This is a genomic window from Streptomyces sp. NPDC007157 (assembly GCF_040634235.1).
Taxonomy (GTDB): Bacteria; Actinomycetota; Actinomycetes; order Streptomycetales; family Streptomycetaceae; genus Streptomyces.
Genome location: NZ_JBEYFE010000019.1, coordinates 147,462 through 164,575 on the forward strand (window position 1 = coordinate 147,462; position 17,114 = coordinate 164,575).

A 17,114-nucleotide genomic window follows, 5' to 3' on the forward strand; every position below is an offset into this window, starting at 1 on the left:
TGGGAGGCGGACTAGGCGGCGGCCCGGCCCGTCAGGTCCCGCAGGAAGGCCAGTGCCGCCCGCGCCGTGGCGTCGTTCTGCCGGAACGCGGGCCCTCCGGTGCGCGGCCGGGTGAACGCGCCGGGCGTACGTCCGTCGGTGAACGGCCCGAGCGCGAACCGCCGGGGGTGCGGCCGCCCGCCCTCGTCCAGAACCCGCCCGTCGGCGGGGTCCACCCGGAGCAGCCCGTCGGGCGTCTCGGCGGCCCCGTCGCTCTGCAGCTCGCGCAGCAGCGCGTCCCGGGCCCGCCGCACGGTCGGTTCGGGCAACCGCGCCTCGACCAGCGCCCGCGCCTCGACGGAGAACCCGGGCACGGTGTCCGCGGACGCCCGGAACACCCCGTCCCGCGCCGTCACCGTCATCCCGGCGCCGACGAACCTGACCACCCCCGCCCGGGACAGCGCGAGCAGCTGCCGCAGCCGGGGCCCGGGCGGTCCGGAGGCGAGATAGCTGAAGAACCCGTGCCACCAGGACCCGATGTCCCCGAGCCGCACCAACTGCCCGTAGACGGAGAGCAGTCCGAGGAAGACCGCCAGATCGGGGCTGTGCTCCGGGTCGTGACGGCGGCTCAGGTCGCCCTCGACGTAGGCCCGCAGCCCCTCCTGGAACTCCTCGTGCGACCCGTACCGCACCCCGTCCAGCGGGCGGTCCAGCGCCGCGAGGTCGAGCCGGTCGGCCGGGTCCGGTACGGCGGCGGCCACCAGCGCCCGCACCTCGGCGTCGCCCTCGGCGGCGGCGTACTTCTCCTCGAAGTCCCGCCAGGCGACGGCCGTCCGCTCGGGGTGGACGGCGAACAGCCGGTGGTAGTGGGCGAAGCCCAGCTCCTTCTCCACCAGCGGCCACACGTCCCGGCGGAAGTCGAACCCGCCCGGCCGGGCGCGCAGTTCGTCGACCTCGCCGGGTCCGAGGAACCGGGGCAGCGGCGGGCGTTCGCCGGTCCAGTCGTAGCCGATCTTCGAGTGGTACGGCACTCCGCGCCGCGACCCGACATACAGCACCGGCTCCTGTCCGGACGGCACATAGGTGTCACCGTCGTACCGTCCGCCCCGGCCCTCCGTGAGCAGCACCATCAGGTCGACGAAGGCGAGCCCGAATCCCCGCACCAGCACCGGTTCGCCGGGCCGCAGTGCGGACAGGTCGCTGTCGGCGGTGAAGTCCGGCGGCAGATGGACCAGGCCGTGCGTGTCGGCGTACGCGGCCAGGGCGGTCTGCTCGGGGTCGAGCTCGGCGTCCAGGTGGCCGAGGGCGAGGACCACGAGGTCGGCGAGGAGCGGGCGCGGCCGGCCCTCCAGCCAGACCTGCTGGCGCCCCTCGCGGGGCCCGCTCACCCGCAGGGCGCGGCGGGGGTGGTGGTGCACCGTGACGCCCTCGGGCAGGTCGGCCACGGCGCGGTCGTACACGTGCCGCAGATACCGGCCCTGGATCTGCCGGTCGGCGAAGGTGGAGCCGTCCAGGCCCGCCCACTCGTGCAGGGTCGGCCCCTCGCGCACCGGGCCGGTCATCCGCACCGTCTCGTCGGTGAACATGGTGACGTCCTCGGCGTGCGAGTTCATCCACAGCAGGGGCGACTGGGCGGCCCGCCAGATACGGCCGGCGCCCGGTGGATGCGGGTCGACCAGATGGATGTCGAGGCCCGAACCGGCGTACAGCTCGGGCGCGTTGGCGGCGATCCGTTCGAGGAGCCCGGTCCCCCGCGGACCGGCCCCCACGATCACCAGCTGGGGCCTCATCGGGCCGTCCCCGTGCCGCTCAGGACGGAGTCCGAGGCGCAGCGGTCGGCGACGACGGCCGCCCACTGCCCGTACCGGCGCTGCGGGACGGTGCTCAGGACGTCGGCGGGCCCGGGTATGCCGGAGAGGGTGGGGGCTGGGGCGAGGGTGTCGGGTGACATGCGAAGGCTCCGTGGCGGATCGATCGAACACGGTGGACGCGCGCACGGTGGTGCGGCGGGTGCCTTCACACGGAACGCCGCTGGGCGGCGCTCTTACGGCCGAGCCCCTCAGCAGGGCCGTCCGTCGACTCTACGGGGCCGTTTCCCCACTCTGTCAAGGGTGTCCGGACTGTGAGCAGCGCGTCTCAAGTCAGTTGACGGAGAACCGGAGACCTGTTCCACTTGGCCTATGCATCCGCAGCAGTGGCTGGTCACCCGCTCCCACATCGACTTCGGTCGCGTGTGGTCCTGTTCCTGTTGAGCTGACCCACTGCGCGCCCCGCCGACGGCGGGGGCTCTTCGCGTTCTCCCTCGCACTCCTCGCTTCGCCTTCACACGCGCACCCCTCCCCTCGCGCCCCGCACCCCGCACGCCTGCTGACCCCAGGAGACCGCTCGACGACATCCAGGCGTCTGTGAACAAACTCGTCACCGCCGGTACGTACGACCGAATTCCGAAGAAGCGGGGACGACCGCGCCGGCGATCGGCACCTCCTGGATCTCCCCGCCGGAACCGAAGAACTGACAGTACGTCAGGGCTGATACGACGCTGAGCTGCGCCGTCGTATCGGCCTACTGTCGGTTCGACGCCCGCCGCCGGTTCACCCGGACGCACCGCCCATCACCCATACGCCCGGAACAATCATATTTCACTCACAGTCAGCAGCCGTGCGAGCTACGGCCCTTGGCACAGTTGGGCTCTCGACGTATTCGCTCTGCACCAGTACCGTCACAAACCCCCCGCGCGGCGTCTATCCACTTGGCGCGCCATCCGCATCATGGACGACCATAGGGATGCGGAAGCATGAAAGACCGCTGTGAGAGGAGGCGTCCATGGGATCGGTACGCAAGGCGAGTGCCTGGCTTGGCCTCGTCGACGACAACGATGACGAGCGCTACTACGACGACGACTACTCCGAAGGGACCGAGCAGCCCGGGGATGCCTGGGTCACCGACCCCCGGGTCAAGGTGGCCTCGGACACCGCCGAGGAGAAGGGCCGCCGGATCGGCACGGTCACCCCGGACAGCTTCCGGGACGCCCGCGCGATCGGCGAGCTGTTCCGCGAGGGTGTGCCGGTCATCGTGAACCTCACGGCCATGGAGGCCGGCGACGCCAAGCGGGTCGTCGACTTCGCGGCCGGGCTGATCTTCGGCCTCCGGGGTTCGATCGACCGGGTGTCCAACCGGGTCTTCCTGCTCTCCCCCGCCAACACGGAGATCGTCAACGGTGAACCGGCCTCGCGCCGGGAGGACGGTTTCTTCAACCAGAGCTGAGGCAGGGCCGCTCGCCGGCCCTGCCCCCGCGCAGGGGTCACCGGAAGGCGTCGAGTCCGGTGAGCGCCTTGCCCAGCACGAGCTGGTGCATCTCGACGGTGCCCTCGTAGGTGAGCACCGACTCGAGGTTGGTCGCGTGCCGCATCACGGGATACTCCAGCGAGATCCCGTTCGCCCCGAGGATCGTCCGTGCCGTACGGCAGATCTCGATCGCCTCTCGTACGTTGTTGAGCTTGCCGAAGCTGACCTGCTCGGGACGCAGGCGGCCGGCATCCATCCGCCGCCCCAGGTGATGGGCGAGCAGGATCCCCTTGTGCAGTTCAACCGCCATGTCGGCGAGTTTGGCCTGGGTGAGCTGGAAGCCGCCGATGGGCCTGCCGAACTGCTCCCGCGACTTCGCGTAGTCGACGGCCGTCTCGAAGCAGGTGCGTGCCGCACCCATGGCGCCCCAGACGATGCCGTAGCGAGCGTGCGACAGACAGCTGAGCGGACCCTTCAGGCCGGTGACCTCCGGCAGGACGGCGTCGGCCGGCAGCCGTACGTCGTCGAGGACCAGCTCGCTGGTGACGCTCGCCCGCAGCGACCACTTGTGCTTGATCTCCGGCGCCGAGAACCCGGGTGTGTCGGTGGGCACGACGAACCCCCGGATCCCGTTGTCGCTCTGCGCCCACACGACGGCCACGCCGGCCACCGAGCCGTTGGTGATCCACATCTTCCGCCCGTTGAGCACCCAGTCGCCGCCGGCCTCGCGCTTGGCGTACGTCCGCATGGCGGCCGGGTCGGAGCCGTGGTCGGGCTCGGTGAGGCCGAAGCACCCGATGACATCACCGGAGGCCATGGGCGGCAGCCAGCGCTGCTTCTGCGCCTCGCTGCCGAACCGGTGGATCGCGTACATGGCCAGCGACCCCTGCACGGACACGAGCGAGCGGATGCCCGAGTCGGCGGCCTCCAGTTCCAGACAGGCGAGCCCGTACTGCACGGCGGACGCACCCGCGCAGCCGTACCCGGTCAGCGACATCCCGAGGGCCCCGATGCCGCCCAGCTCCTTGGCGAGCTCCCTGATACCCGGCAGCTCCCCGCTCTCGTACCACTCGGCGACGAACGGCAGCACCCGGTCCGCCGCCCAGCTGCGCACGGTCTCCCGGACGGCGAGATCCTCCGGCTCCAGAAGATCGTCGATGCCGAGCGGATCACCGGCATCGAACGGGGGCAACTTCCCGGACGCGGACATGAAAACCCTCCCAAAACTAGCACCGCTAGTTACACCAGGTTACGCGGAGTCCGCCGCTTCTCCCACCCACCCGCACGGGCAGTGCGCGGGAGATCGTCGGATCACGCCGAGACGCGGGACATCTGGGGCTCCCTGGGGGCCGGGACCTCCACCGCCGGCTCCTCGCACTGCATCACCCGCGGCAACCGCAGCGCCATCACCGCGCCCAGCAGCAACAGTCCCGCGCTCACCAGCAGCGTCACATGCAAACCGTGCACGAAGGAGTCCCGCGCCGCGCGGCGCAACGCCGCACCCGTCGGCCCGCCGAGCCGGCCGGCGACCTCGTAGGCCTCGCCCAGTGAATGCCCCGCCGCGGCGGACGCCGACTCCGGCACCCCGGGCACCCGGGACAGCCCCGGCGTGTACGCCGCGTTCATCACGCTGCCGAGGAGCGCGATCCCGAGGCCCGCCCCCAGCTGGTACGAGGTCTCGCCGATCGCCGCCGCCCCACCGGCCTGCGCCGCGGGAGCCTCGCTCAGCATCGACTCGTACGCCCCGAAGAGCGTGGTCTCCAGGCCGAAGCCGAGCAGCACGAAGCCGAAGAGCAGCAGGCCCGCGTTGTCCACCCCGCCCATCGCGGTCAGCGTCAGCACCGCCGCCGCGGTGAGGCAGAAGCCGAAGCACACCATCCGGCGCGGCCCGAAGCGCCGCAGCAGCCGGGCCCCGGCGAGCCCGGCCGCCATCGCGGCGAGCGTCAACGGCAGCAGTCGTAGCCCCGTCTGCAACGGCGAGAGGCCCAGTACCAGTTGCAGATACTGCGCGGCGATCAGTTCGAGACCCACCAGCGCGAGCATCGCAAGGACGATGCAGCCCACCGCCGTACTGAACGCCGGCCGCGTGAACATCTTGAGGTCGACCAGCGGGAACGTACGCCGCCGTTGCCGTCGTACGAACAGGAACAGCAGCAGCGCACCGAGTACCAGCGGCACCGTCGTGAGCGCGTCGGCGGCCGGTTCGCCGCTGCCCAGCCGCTTCACGGCGAACACCACGCCGAAGAGCCCGGCCGCTGCCATCAGGGCGCCCACGACGTCCCAGGGGCCGTTGCGGTCGCCGCGCGACTCGGGGAGCAGAAGCCGCCCCACCGGGAGACTGACCAGCATCAACGGGATGTTGATCAGGAAGACCGAGCCCCACCAGAAGTGTTCGAGCAGGAAGCCGCCCAACAGCGGTCCGACGGCCGCGCCGACCGCCGCCACCGCGCTCCATACACCGATGGCCAGGGCCCGTTCACGGCGGTCGGGGAAGACCTGCCGGAGGATCGACAGCGTCGCAGGCATGATCATCGCACCGCCGACGCCGAGCAGCGCCCGGGCCCCGATCAGCGCCTCGGCCGTCGGCGCGACGGCCGCCGCCGCCGAGGCGACCCCGAACAGGGCGTACCCGAGGAGCAGGACGCGCCGCCGGCCCACACGGTCGCCGAGCGTGCCGAAGAGGATCAGCAGCGAGGCGCAGACCAGCGGGTAGACGTCGACGATCCAGAGCAGTTCCATGGCGCCGGGCTTGAGGTCCTCGGTGACGGCCGGCACCGCGACATGCAGCACGGTCGCGTCGAGGGCGACCAGCAGCAGGCTGACGCAGAGGACGACGAGGACGACCCAGCGGTTGGCACCGGCCCCGGTCGCCCGACGGCGCGGCCGTACGGCTGCCGTGGTCGTCCCGGACATGTACGTACCTCCCAGATGATCCCTCGCGTGCGGCGGATCGGCGGGGCGGGGACTCCCCGTCGTACGGCCGGAGAGGAGCGGGATCTCCGGCCCGCGCATACGAACGCGAGTGACACGTCAGCGTACGCGAGTTCGTTCCCGTGGCACGTGGCGGACCTCTCACACGCTCCACGGAAGTCGTGTGGCGTACGCCACTGGCCCCGCTTCGCACCACGCCGCGGCGAACCCTCCGGTTCCGTGTCCCCCTGATAATCGAGCCCGTGACCGATCTTGAAACGCCCGTGGCGGTACCGCGCGCCCCTACCCCGCGCCGGGCGGCGCCGGCCCTGCTCGGGTACGTCGCCGTGCACGCCCTCGGGCTGCTGGCACTGGCCGTGTGGAGCGGGGCGCGCGGCAAGAGCGCGTACACCTTGTTGACGGCGCGCTGGGACTCGCTGTGGTACGCGCGGGTCGCCGAGTTCGGGTACGGCTACAAGGTGCGGCTGCCGAACGGCGACGTCCACTCCGACCTGGCCTTCTTCCCGCTGCTGCCCTGGCTGGAGCGTGTGCTGCACGCGCTCACGCCCCTGTCGTACGCCGGCGCGGGCTTCACGGTCAGTCTGCTCGCCTCGCTCGCCGCGGCCTGGGGGATCTTCGCGGTCGCCGACTTCGTGTACGGCTCACGGGAGAACGGGCGCGCGGCGCGGCCCTGGAAGGGTGACGGCGGGCGACGGGTGGGCGTCTGCGCGGTGCTGCTGTGGGCCGTGCTGCCGGTCGGGATCGTGCAGTCGATGGCGTACAGCGAGTCCCTTTTCACGGCGCTGGCCGCCTGGTCGCTGTACGCCGTGCTGACCGGCCGCTGGCTGAGCGCGGGCACGCTGGCAGCGCTGGCGGGGCTGACCCGGCCGGTGGGGCTCGCGGTCGTGGCGGCGGTGTGGACGGCGGGGGTGGTCTCGTTCGTGCGGGATCGCAGCGGGGGCGCGCGCGACAGTGGCGAGAAGCGCGCGAGCGGCGCACGGTATGACGGACGCGCCCCCGAACCGTCCAGCGCCGCCCGCGCCCGGCGCGTTCCACGAACGACCGGCGCGCCCCGGACAACACGCGCCCCGCGCACGACACGCACCCCGCACACCGCAAGCAGCGCACACGCCTCCGGCGCGCCCCCCTGGCGCCGCGTCCTCGGCATGCTTCTCGCCCCCGCCGGCGCCGCCGCCTATGTCCTGTGGGTCGGCCATCGCACCGGCAGGGGTCCGCTCGGCTATCTGGACGTCCAGGCGGGCTGGCGCAACGGCTTCGACGGCGGCTACGCCTTCGCGCGCTTCGTCGCCGACAAGTTCGCGTCATTTCCGTCCGCCCTGGCCGGAGCGGGTTTGATCGCCGCCGTGTGCCTGCTGCTGTGGCTCTACGTGATCGGCGTTCGGCAGCGGCAACCGCTTCCCCTGCTGGTCTACACGGGCGTCGTCCTCGCGCTCGCGCTGTGCGCGTCGAGCTACTTCGGCTCCAAACCGCGCCTGCTGATGCCGGCCTTCCCGGTGCTGCTGCCGCTGGCCAGGGCCCTGGCCCGGGCGCGCACCAGTAGATCGATACTGGTCACGGCCGGTGTGGCGGTGGCCTCGGCGGTGTATGGCGCGTTCTGGCTGAACGGCTCGGGGCCACCATGATCATCGACGTGGCGACGGTGAGCAGTCGGAGGATTCCACGCCACGCTTTGGTTAACGAATTCATAAGTGCCATAAAACGGCCGCCCGACATGATCAAAGGAATTGAAGGACAGGCGCGCCGAGGATTACGAAATCCTTAGAATTCGGAGACCTCCTGAGAGGTTTCCCACATCACATCGTCATCACAAAGCCGCAGTTTCGACCGGGAACAGAGCTCACTCGCTGTAACGTCGATTGGGTGCGTACCGAACGAAACCTCACCCGTCTGGACCGGGTGTTCGCCAGACTGGACCGTGAGCCGGAACGACCGGCCCACTTCGATCTGCCGAAGATGAGCAGGCACCGGGTCGTGTTGTTCACCGCGACCCTCGCCTTCTACCTGGCGATCGTGTGGGCCGTCGTGATCACGTCCTGGCTGATCCGGCTCGACTGGCAGGTCATGTTCTTCCGGCCGTACCAGCAGTGGTCGGGAATCCACTGGTTCGTCGACTACTACGTGGTCCTCGGCCAGCGCGGCCCGACCGCCGTGATGGTCGCCGCCTGGCTGGGCTGGCGCTCGTGGCGACAGCACACCCTGCGCCCGCTGCTGACCCTCGGCGCCTCACTGCTGCTGCTCAACATCACGGTCGGCGCCGCCAAGCTCGGCATGGGGCGGCTCGGACCGCACTACGCGACCGTGATCGGCTCCAACGAGATGGGCCTGGGCGGCGATATATTTCCCAGCGGCCACACCGCCAACGCGGTGGTGACCTGGGGAATTCTGGCGTATCTGGCCTCCACCCCGCGAGCCCGCCGCTGGCTCTCCGCGGCCTCCGCGGTCACCTCGCTCGGCGTCGGCATGTCCACCGTCTACCTCGGTACGCACTGGCTGAGCGACGTGTTGCTGGGCTGGGCCGCCGGGCTGCTGATCCTGCTGGCGCTGCCGTGGTGCGAGCCGTTCATCGCCCGCGCCGAGACCGGGATCTTCGACCTGCGCGACCGCTGGCGCGCCGGCCGCGGCCGTACGGCACCCGTGCCCGCGCCCGTCCCGGTCTCACCGGTGGTGCTCAAGCCGCGCACGGCGCCCGCCGAGGACGCGCCCGCACCGGAGCGCGAGCCGGTCTCCTCGGCCCGCTCGCCCCGGGCCCCGATCCATCTGGCCCCCGGCCCGCACACGGCCCGCTCGGAGCGCACCCCGGTGACCCCGGTCGGCAGCCGCCGCCCGCAGCACCCGGAGCGTCAGCCGCGCGGCGGCGCCACCCAGCCGGCCCGCCCGCTGACGGGCGGCTGACGGCCGAACGGAGACACGACAGCGCGGGAGCCCGGTACGCACAGCCGGCCCCCACGCCGAAGGCCCCGGTTCCCCACTGCGGGAACCGGGGCCTTCGGCGTCGTACGGTCAGTCAGCCCTTCCAGGCACGTGCCACGACGCCGTCCCGTACCTCGAAGTTGAGCCGTCCCGTCCGGTACTCCATGGTGATGATCGCGCCCGGCGGCAGCGAGCGGACCGTCGGCCACCCCCGCTGCCGGGCGAGCCGTTCCGCGTCGCCCGCGTCGAGGCCTACATACCCCTGCGGGCTGTCCTGGGGCTCCTTCGGCGGAGCCGGATTCGGTGCCATGCGGCCACGCTAGGCCGCTTCCGGCGGCGACGGAAGTCGAGAACGGCCGGCGAAGTCCGCCGTCCGTCTCCGGTCACACTTCTGTCACAGAATCACGACACGCGTTTCGCTTGAACTCTGTCACACGTACGGGCGGTTCAGTACGCCTTCCTGGCGCATTCTCGTGCAATTCTCTGATGCCGGTAGGGTCTTCCGAAAAGCCAGCCGGAAAGAACCGGAAGTCAGGATCAGGGGCGCTCAGGGGCACTCATTCCATTCCGAATCGGCGAGCCGCCGCGGAAGCTGACACCGCATAAGAGTTTCACCGCTTCGGCACAGAACCCCCGTACGGCCCCGGGCCCGGGCCGGTTCCGGCGGCACGAACTCGAAGCCGGTCGACCGCACATGAATCCCCCTCACAACGCACCGGGCCCCGCCCGGTCGGACCGGGCGGGGCGTGGCGGTGCGGGGCAGGGGCACGCGTCAGAGCGCGAGGCGCTGCCCGGGCACGATGAGGTTCGGGTCGTCGCCGATGACGGCCTCGTTGGCGGCGTACACGCGCTGCCAGGTGGTGCCGTGGCGCTCGGCGATCTCGCTCAGGGTGTCGCCCTCGCGGACGGTGTAGTCGCCCCGGGCGGAGTCACGGCCGGTGTGGGTCGCCGGGCGCTGCGCCTTCTTCTGTGCGGGGGCCGACCTGGTGGCCGAACCGCCGGTGGACCTGGTGGCCGACTCGGCGCTGCTCTTCGTGGTCGCCGAGGCACCCTCGGGCGCCGAACCGGCCGCACCGGCCCGCGCCGAGCAGACCGGCCACGCGCCCCAGCCCTGGGCCTGCTGGACCTTGGTGGCGACGGCTATCTGCGCTTCCCTGGAGGCCTGGTCGGCCGTCGACGCGTAGGCGGAGCCGCCGTACGCGCGCCAGGTGGAGGCGGAGAACTGGAGTCCGCCGTAGTAGCCGTTGCCGGTGTTGATGTGCCAGTTGCCGCCGCTCTCGCACTGGGCGATGCGGTCCCACACTCCGTTGTCCGCCGCCTCGGCGTTGCCGGTCGCGGCCAGCAGGCCCAGCGGGGCGAGCAGCGCCGCTCCGGCCAGGGCCGCCGTCGTACGGCCCTTGCGGGAGCCGTTCTTGGCGACGGTCTCACGGGTGGTATCGGCACACTCGGACATGTATTTCCCTCTCCACATACCCGGGATCCCCCAAGCGGGACGCGGTCCCCGCGCGATGGACGCGGTTCGTCGCGCTCGCCCCGTCCGCCGCGGCCGGTACTGCGATGGTGCTCTGCCTGGTGCCGGCCGGCGGACGTACCCGAGCGGTGCTCGTTGCACACGGCGGAGGAATCTAGAGATCTGGAACGCCCGAAATCAACCAACTCCCCGTCAGGCCAGGCCAGTTCAGCGTTACCGTTGGTAGCGGCGATTTTCAGACACCCGCTACATTCCCTGATTTCAGGATTTGTCGACCATAGGATCGATGGATCTGTGATTCACTTCACCACGTCAAATTCCTTTGGCTTGCGAAGAGTTGACGGGGAGTGCCGGATTCCGCACGACGAGTGACCCTGTGCGATGGATGGTTGGATCCCGATCCCCCCGGGGCGTGACCACCACCACAGATCACCCGTTGTCTTCTTCATGAGCCCGCAACCCCCTGGGGCTCACGGACCGGGATCCGCCCGGGCCTTCACGCACCGCATCCCGAGGGAGCCACCGTGCCGCGCATGCTCGACGTCAGCGACGAGGTACGCGCCGAGATCGGCGACGAAGAAGCCGACCGGCTGCTCGCCGGAGACAACGCCCCAGGCAGTTACGACTGCACGTCCTGCCGCACCCCGGGCGACTCCGAACAGGAGCGCACCAGCACCGTCCTGTTCATCGGGGACGAGACCGCCGTCCTCGCCTTCGCCCACGCGGGCTGCCTGCCCTCGCAGGTCGTCCAGGTCACCGAGGAGCAACTGCAGGGCGCGGTCCGCTCCATCAGCGGTGACAGCGCGCCCGGCGGCGGGCCGCGGAAGTCCGTGCCCGAGCAGGCGGTGCTCGGCGTGACCAGCGGACTCGTACTGATCGCCGGGGAACTGCACCCCGCGCTCGTCGTCGAGCCGACCTCGCCGATCGTGCGGCCGGGCACGGACGGCGTGGGCGACGACTTCCTGCCGCTCCTCATCGAGCAGGGCTTCATGCCGGTGACGGAGCTGGCCGCGGTGCCGCCGGTGCTGCACGGATGGTCGGTGCTGCTGGCAGTGGGCCAGCTGCACGCGGTGCTCCAGCCGGGGAACAACGGCGGGCAGCCGGTTGCCTGGTGGCAGGCGCACCAGCCGTTGCAGGTGACCGACGGGTGGCGGGCGGCCGCCAACAAGCACCAGCAGGTGCTGATGTTCGCGGCGCCGGTCGGGTCGATCGGGCGGCAGCCTCGGGAGGACCTGCTGCGTGATGCGCTGGACAAGGCCGCGGCGAACGGGAAGCTGGTGGCGGCGGCGTTGCCCCTTGCGGGGGTCTGAGGGTCGCCCAGAGGCGGGAAGCTGGTGGCGGCGGCGTTGCCTCTTGCGGGGGTCTGAGGGTCGCCCAGAGGGTGGAAGGTGCCGGTCTCGTCGGCGGGTGCGAGTGCATCGTGGCTGGTCGCGCAGTTCCTCGCGCCCCCAACGGGGTGCTGCATAGCCGCATCTCTTTGGTGACCCGGTCGTTTGGACATACGTGCACGCATACGACTTTCCGCCCCGCCGGCCGTCCTTCTCCACTGTTCCGTCCGCTCGGGCGGGACAGGAGAGCCTGGGCGCGCTCTCGGCCACGCCGATCTACGACTCTCTCTACGCGGAGTGGGTCAAGGCCTTCCGCACGCTGCCGGGTGACCGCAGCGGTGAGGAGGGGATGGGGTTCGTCGCCTTCGGGACGACCCCCTTCAGTACCGGCAGCACGCACGGTCTGGGGATGTACGGAGGGAACTCGTACAGCGCGTACAGCGCGGGCGCCTACAGCGCCCGGAACGGCGGTGACCAGCCGCAGCCGCCGCAGTGGCAGCGGATCGGGACGCTCGGGCGCTCCCACGACACCGGGATGATCCCCGTACCGGCAGCGCTTCCGCCGGGACCGCGCCGGGGTCAGTGACGGATATGCCTGAGGGGCGGCCCCCGATGACGGTGGCCGCCCCTCAGGCGTACGGCTACTTCTTCCTGCCGCGCTTCTCGCGCACCCTCACGGAGATATGGATCGGGGTGCCCTCGAAGCCGAACTCCTCGCGCAGCCGGCGTTCGATGAACCGCCGGTAGCCCGCCTCGATGAAGCCGGACGCGAAGAGGACGAACCGCGGGGGCTTCGTGCCGGCCTGGGTGCCGAACAGGATGCGGGGCTGCTTGCCACCCCGGACCGGGTGCGGATGGGCCGAGATCAGCTCGCCGAGGAAGGCGTTCAGGCGGCCGGTGGGGACGCGGGTCTCCCAGCCGGCGAGGGCGGTCTCGATGGCGGGGACCAGCTTCTCCATGTGCCGGCCGGTCTGCGCGGAGACGTTGACCCGGGGCGCCCAGGCGATCTGGCCGAGCTCGGTCTCGATCTCGCGTTCCAGGTAGTAGCGGCGCTCCTCGTCGAGGGTGTCCCACTTGTTGAAGGCGACGACGATCGCGCGGCCCGCCTCGACGGCCATGGTGACGATCCGCTGGTCCTGGACCGAGATGTTCTCGGAGGCGTCGATCAGGATGACCGCCACCTCGGCCTTCTCGACGGCGGCAGCGGTACGCAGCGAGGCGTAGTAGTCGGCGCCCTGCTGGAGGTGGACGCGCTTGCGGATACCGGCGGTGTCGACGAACTTCCAGGTGATCCCGCCGAGCTCGATCAGCTCGTCGACCGGGTCACGGGTGGTGCCGGCGAGTTCGTTGACGACGACCCGCTCCTCGCCCGCCACCTTGTTGAGCAGGGAGGACTTGCCGACGTTCGGGCGGCCGATGAGCGCGATCCGGCGCGGGCCGCCGACCGCCGTGCCGAAGGTCTGCTCGGGCGCCTCCGGGAGCGCCTCCAGGACGGCGTCGAGCATGTCGCCGGTGCCGCGGCCGTGCAGGGCGGAGACCGGGTGCGGCTCGCCGAGGCCGAGGGACCAGAGGTAGGACGCGTCGGCCTCTCCGCTGGGCCCGTCGACCTTGTTGGCGGCCAGCACCACGGGCTTGCCGGCCTTGCGCAGCAGTCGTACGACCGCCTCGTCGGTGTCGGTCGCGCCGACCTTGGCGTCCACGACGAAGACGACCGCGTCGGCCGCCTCGATCGCGTACTCGGCCTGGGCGGCCACGGAGGCGTCGATACCGAGGACGTCCTGCTCCCAGCCGCCGGTGTCGACGACCTTGAAGCGGCGGCCGGCCCACTCGGCCTCGTAGGTCACCCGGTCGCGGGTGACGCCGGGCTTGTCCTCGACGACGGCCTCGCGGCGGCCGATGATGCGGTTCACGAGCGTCGACTTGCCGACATTCGGGCGGCCGACGACCGCGAGCACCGGCAGCGGGCCGTGGCCCGCCGCCTCGATGGCACCCTCGACATCCTCGATGTCGAAGCCCTCTTCGGCGGCGAGCTCCATGAACTCCGCGTACTCGGCGTCGCCGAGCGCCCCGTGGTCGTACTCGTGCTCAGCCGAGTCGCCGGGCTGGATGTGGTCGTTCATGAAGTCCGTACCTCGTCGTTCATCGTGGTGATCGGTGGATAGGCCCCTTATCGGGCTGATCCACTACTTAGTGTCGCCTAGCGTCCGGTCAGACGCCTGGCGTTTTCCAGGTGACTGGTGAGCTGCTTCTGGATGCGCTCGGTGGCCTGGTCCAGGGCGGTGCGGGTGCGCCGGCCGCTGCCGTCGCCCGCCTCGAAGGGGTCGCCGAAGACGACGTCGACACGGGCGCGCAGCGGGGGCAGCCCCTTCACCAACCGCCCGCGCCGCTCGGAGCTTCCCAGCACGGCCACGGGCACGATCGGCGCCCCGGAGCGGACCGCGAAGTAGGCGAGGCCCGCGCGCAGCGAGGCGAAGTCGCCCTCACCCCGGCTGCCCTCGGGAAATATGCCGAGCACTCCCCCGGCCGCCAGCACGCCGAGCGCGCGGGTGACCGCCGTGCGGTCGGTGGACTGCCGGTCCACCTTCAGCTGCCCGATCCCGTTCAGGAACGGGTCCAGCGGCCCGATGAACGCCTCCTTCTTGATGAGGAAGTGCGTCGGCCGGGGCGACACCCCCATGACCATCGGGCCGTCGATGTTGTGGGAGTGGTTCACGGCGAGGATCGCCGGGCCGTGTGCCGGCATCCGCCAGGCGCCGAGCACGCGCGGCTTCCACAGCCCGTACATGAGGCCGACACCGATGCGCCGCCCCACCTCGGCGCCCCGCTGCGACGGGATCGACGGGCCGGCCGGGCTCGACGGGCTCGACGGGCTCGACGGGTTCGACGGGTTCGACGGGTTCGACGGAAGGCTCACTTACCCGCCCGCTTCTCCTCGACGAGGGTGACGACGCACTCGATGACCTGGGCCAGCGTCAGCTCGGTGGTGTCCACCTCGACCGCGTCGTCCGCCTTGGCGAGCGGCGAGGTCTTGCGGGTGGAGTCGGCCGCGTCCCGCTTGACCAGCGCCTCGCGGGTGGCGTTGACGTCGGCGCCCTTGAGTTCGCCGCTGCGCCGAAGCGCGCGGGCCTCGGCGGAGGCGGTGAGGAAGACCTTCAGGTCGGCGTCGGGCAGCACGGTCGTGCCGATGTCCCGGCCCTCGACGACGATCCCGGTCTCGGTGCCCTTGGCCAGCGACCGCTGCAGCTCGCTGATCCGCGTGCGCACCTCCGGGACCGCGCTGACCGCGCTGGTCTTGGAGGTGACCTCCTCGGTGCGGATCGGGCCGGCGACGTCCACGCCGTCGACGGTGATCGTCGGGTGGGCCGGGTCGGTCCCGGAGACGATCTCCGGCTTGCCGGCGACCGCGGCGATGGCGGTCGGGTCGGTGAGGTCGATGCCGTTGTTCACCATCCACCAGGTGATCGCCCGGTACTGGGCGCCGGTGTCCAGGTAGCTCAGGCCGAGCTGGGCGGCCACGGCCTTGGACGTGCTCGACTTGCCGGTGCCCGAGGGGCCGTCGATCGCGACAATCACGGGCTTTACGGCGCCGTTTTCCACGGGGGGACACCTTCCGGGTGCAGGGTGGTGGGTGGTGTGCGGGGCGCCGTCGCGCCCCGCACAAGGTTACCGGCCCCCGCGACCGCCTGATTCAGCCTATTGCCGCAGCGCCCAGCCGCGGTCCCGCAGCGCCGTGGTGAGCACCGGCACCGCCTTCGGCTCCACCCAGATCTGGACGTGACCGGCCTGCTGTCCGGTCGCGTGCTCGATGCGCACGTCCTCGATGTTGACCCCGGCCGCGCCGGCGTCCGCGAAGATCCGGGCCAGCTGGCCGGGCTGGTCGTCGATGAGCACCGCCACGACCTCGTAGGCGCGGGGCGCGGACCCGTGCTTGCCGGGCACCCGGACCTGGCCCGCGTTGCCGCGCCGCAGCAGGTCCTCGATGCCGGCCCCGCCCTCGTGCCGCTTGGCGTCGTCCGAGGACTGCAGGGCGCGCAGCGCGCGCACCGTCTCGTCGAGGTCGGCGGAGACGTCGGCGAGCAGGTCGGCGACCGGGCCGGGGTTCGCGGAGAGGATGTCGATCCACATCCGGGGGTCGGAGGCGGCGATCCGGGTCACGTCCCGGATGCCCTGTCCGCACAGCCGTACGGCCGCCTCCTCGGCGTGCTCCAGACGGGCCGCGACCATGCTGGAGACCAGGTGGGGCATGTGGGAGACGAGGGCGACCGCGCGGTCGTGGGCGTCGGCGTCCATGACGACCGGCACGGCACGGCAGTGCGAGACCAGCTCCAGGGCGAGGTTCAGCACCTCGGTGTCGGTGTCCCGGGTGGGGGTGAGCACCCAGGGGCGGCCCTCGAAGAGGTCCGCGGTGGCCGCCAGCGGCCCGGACTTCTCGCGGCCGGACATGGGGTGGGTCCCGATGTACGACGACAGGTCCAGGCCCCGCGCCTCCAGCTCGCGGCGCGGGCCGCCCTTGACGCTGGCCACGTCGATGTAGCCGCGGGCCAGCCCCCTGCTCATCGCGTCGGCGAGGACGGCGGCCACATGGGCGGGCGGGGCGGCGACGATCGCCAGGTCGACGGGGCCCTGCGGGGCCTGGTCGGTGCCGGCGCCGAGCGCGGCCGCCGTGCGGGCCTGCTCGGGGTCGTGGTCGGCGAGGTGGACGACGACGCCCCGCTGGGAGAGGGCGAGTGCGGCGGACGTGCCGATGAGACCGGTGCCGATGACGAGCGCGGTTCTCACTGGGCGATGTCCTTGCGCAGGGCGGACGCGGCGCCGAGGTAGACATGGTTGATCTCGGTGCGGGGCCGGTCGGACTCGATGTGCGCGAGGATCCGGACGACCCGGGGCATGGCACCCTCGATGTCCAGCTCCTGGGCGCAGATCAGGGGCACGTCGACGATGCCGAGCTTGCGCGCGGCGGCCGCCGGGAAGTCGCTGTGCAGGTCGGGCGTGGCCGTGAACCAGATGCTGATCAGGTCGTCGGCGGTCAGCCCGTTCCGCTCCAGGACGGCCGTGAGCAGCGCTCCGACCTGCTCGTCCATGTGACCGGCGTCGTCCCGCTCCAGCTGGACCGCCCCCCGGACCGCTCGTACCGCCACGGCGCTGCTCCTGTTCTGACGTCGGCGCTTGGTCCGTCCAGCCTAGTCAGGCCGCCGGGGGGCCGGTGCGCG

The 17,114-nt window shown here is 71.5% G+C and carries 16 protein-coding genes; 5 read left to right on the forward strand and 11 right to left on the reverse strand.

The genetic code is table 11. The features are described from left to right. Positions 1–11: 11 nt before the first annotated feature. Entirely contained in the window at positions 12–1,769 is a 1,758-nt protein-coding gene (locus ABZ642_RS30700; RefSeq protein ID WP_360489695.1) for an FAD/NAD(P)-binding protein, read from the reverse strand. After that, positions 1,766–1,930: a hypothetical protein gene (locus tag ABZ642_RS30705; protein ID WP_360489697.1), complete on the reverse strand. Its 165-nt coding sequence runs from the start codon at positions 1,928–1,930 to the stop codon at positions 1,766–1,768. Before ABZ642_RS30705 ends, ABZ642_RS30700 begins: the two co-directional genes overlap by 4 nt. Positions 1,931–2,802: 872 nt before the next feature. Here ABZ642_RS30705 and ABZ642_RS30710 point away from each other — a divergent pair. After that, a complete protein-coding gene (locus ABZ642_RS30710) occupies positions 2,803–3,243 on the forward strand; it encodes a cell division protein SepF (RefSeq protein WP_351699550.1) in 441 nt (146 codons plus the stop codon). A gap of 37 nt (positions 3,244–3,280) precedes the next feature. On the opposite strand, the gene ABZ642_RS30715 is transcribed toward ABZ642_RS30710, so the two are convergent. Together ABZ642_RS30715 and ABZ642_RS30720 are read right to left on the reverse strand one after the other, a co-directional pair. After that, positions 3,281–4,474: an acyl-CoA dehydrogenase family protein gene (locus tag ABZ642_RS30715; protein WP_360489699.1), complete on the reverse strand. Its 1,194-nt coding sequence runs from the start codon at positions 4,472–4,474 to the stop codon at positions 3,281–3,283. A 101-nt stretch (positions 4,475–4,575) separates the two neighbouring features. After that, entirely contained in the window at positions 4,576–6,177 is a 1,602-nt protein-coding gene (locus ABZ642_RS30720; RefSeq protein ID WP_360489701.1) for an MFS transporter, read from the reverse strand. Positions 6,178–6,437: 260 nt separating this feature from the next. Between ABZ642_RS30720 and ABZ642_RS30725 the strand changes: the two genes are divergently transcribed. Both ABZ642_RS30725 and ABZ642_RS30730 read left to right on the forward strand, forming a co-directional pair. Beyond that, positions 6,438–7,817, forward strand: a complete 1,380-nt coding sequence (locus tag ABZ642_RS30725) for a hypothetical protein (RefSeq protein ID WP_360489703.1) — start codon at positions 6,438–6,440, stop codon at positions 7,815–7,817. A gap of 238 nt (positions 7,818–8,055) precedes the next feature. Then, positions 8,056–9,087 carry a phosphatase PAP2 family protein gene (locus ABZ642_RS30730; RefSeq protein WP_360489705.1) on the forward strand — a complete coding sequence of 344 codons (1,032 nt, stop codon included), beginning with the start codon at positions 8,056–8,058 and terminating at the stop codon, positions 9,085–9,087. Positions 9,088–9,199: 112 nt separating this feature from the next. Here the strand turns inward: ABZ642_RS30730 and ABZ642_RS30735 are convergent, their stop codons facing one another. Beyond that, positions 9,200–9,415, reverse strand: coding sequence for an I78 family peptidase inhibitor (locus tag ABZ642_RS30735; RefSeq protein WP_360489707.1), 216 nt, complete (start codon positions 9,413–9,415; stop codon positions 9,200–9,202). 462 nt (positions 9,416–9,877) lie between these two features. Further along, positions 9,878–10,558, reverse strand: coding sequence for a transglycosylase family protein (locus tag ABZ642_RS30740; RefSeq protein ID WP_360489709.1), 681 nt, complete (start codon positions 10,556–10,558; stop codon positions 9,878–9,880). Between the two features lie 542 nt (positions 10,559–11,100). On the opposite strand from ABZ642_RS30740, the gene ABZ642_RS30745 reads away from it, so the two are divergent. Continuing rightward, positions 11,101–11,886 (forward strand): hypothetical protein, encoded by a 786-nt coding sequence (locus tag ABZ642_RS30745; protein ID WP_360489711.1) that lies wholly within the window; start codon positions 11,101–11,103, stop codon positions 11,884–11,886. A 193-nt stretch (positions 11,887–12,079) separates the two neighbouring features. After that, the gene (locus ABZ642_RS30750; protein WP_360489713.1) at positions 12,080–12,490 is read left to right on the forward strand and encodes a hypothetical protein; all 411 of its coding nucleotides are present in this window, start codon (positions 12,080–12,082) and stop codon (positions 12,488–12,490) included. A 55-nt stretch (positions 12,491–12,545) separates the two neighbouring features. Here the strand turns inward: ABZ642_RS30750 and der are convergent, their stop codons facing one another. From der to aroH, 5 genes are all read right to left on the reverse strand, one after another. After that, positions 12,546–14,024 (reverse strand): ribosome biogenesis GTPase Der, encoded by a 1,479-nt coding sequence (gene der, locus ABZ642_RS30755; RefSeq protein WP_360489715.1) that lies wholly within the window; start codon positions 14,022–14,024, stop codon positions 12,546–12,548. Positions 14,025–14,101: 77 nt separating this feature from the next. Continuing rightward, positions 14,102–14,689: a lysophospholipid acyltransferase family protein gene (locus tag ABZ642_RS30760; RefSeq protein WP_360489779.1), complete on the reverse strand. Its 588-nt coding sequence runs from the start codon at positions 14,687–14,689 to the stop codon at positions 14,102–14,104. A gap of 125 nt (positions 14,690–14,814) precedes the next feature. Next, complete coding sequence (gene cmk, locus ABZ642_RS30765) at positions 14,815–15,501, reverse strand: (d)CMP kinase (protein ID WP_360489717.1); 687 nt, start codon at positions 15,499–15,501, stop codon at positions 14,815–14,817. A 96-nt stretch (positions 15,502–15,597) separates the two neighbouring features. Beyond that, the gene (locus ABZ642_RS30770) at positions 15,598–16,683 is read right to left on the reverse strand and encodes a prephenate dehydrogenase (protein WP_360489719.1); all 1,086 of its coding nucleotides are present in this window, start codon (positions 16,681–16,683) and stop codon (positions 15,598–15,600) included. Then, positions 16,680–17,042 (reverse strand): chorismate mutase, encoded by a 363-nt coding sequence (aroH, locus tag ABZ642_RS30775; protein WP_360489721.1) that lies wholly within the window; start codon positions 17,040–17,042, stop codon positions 16,680–16,682. Before aroH ends, ABZ642_RS30770 begins: the two co-directional genes overlap by 4 nt. Positions 17,043–17,114: the final 72 nt, after the last annotated feature.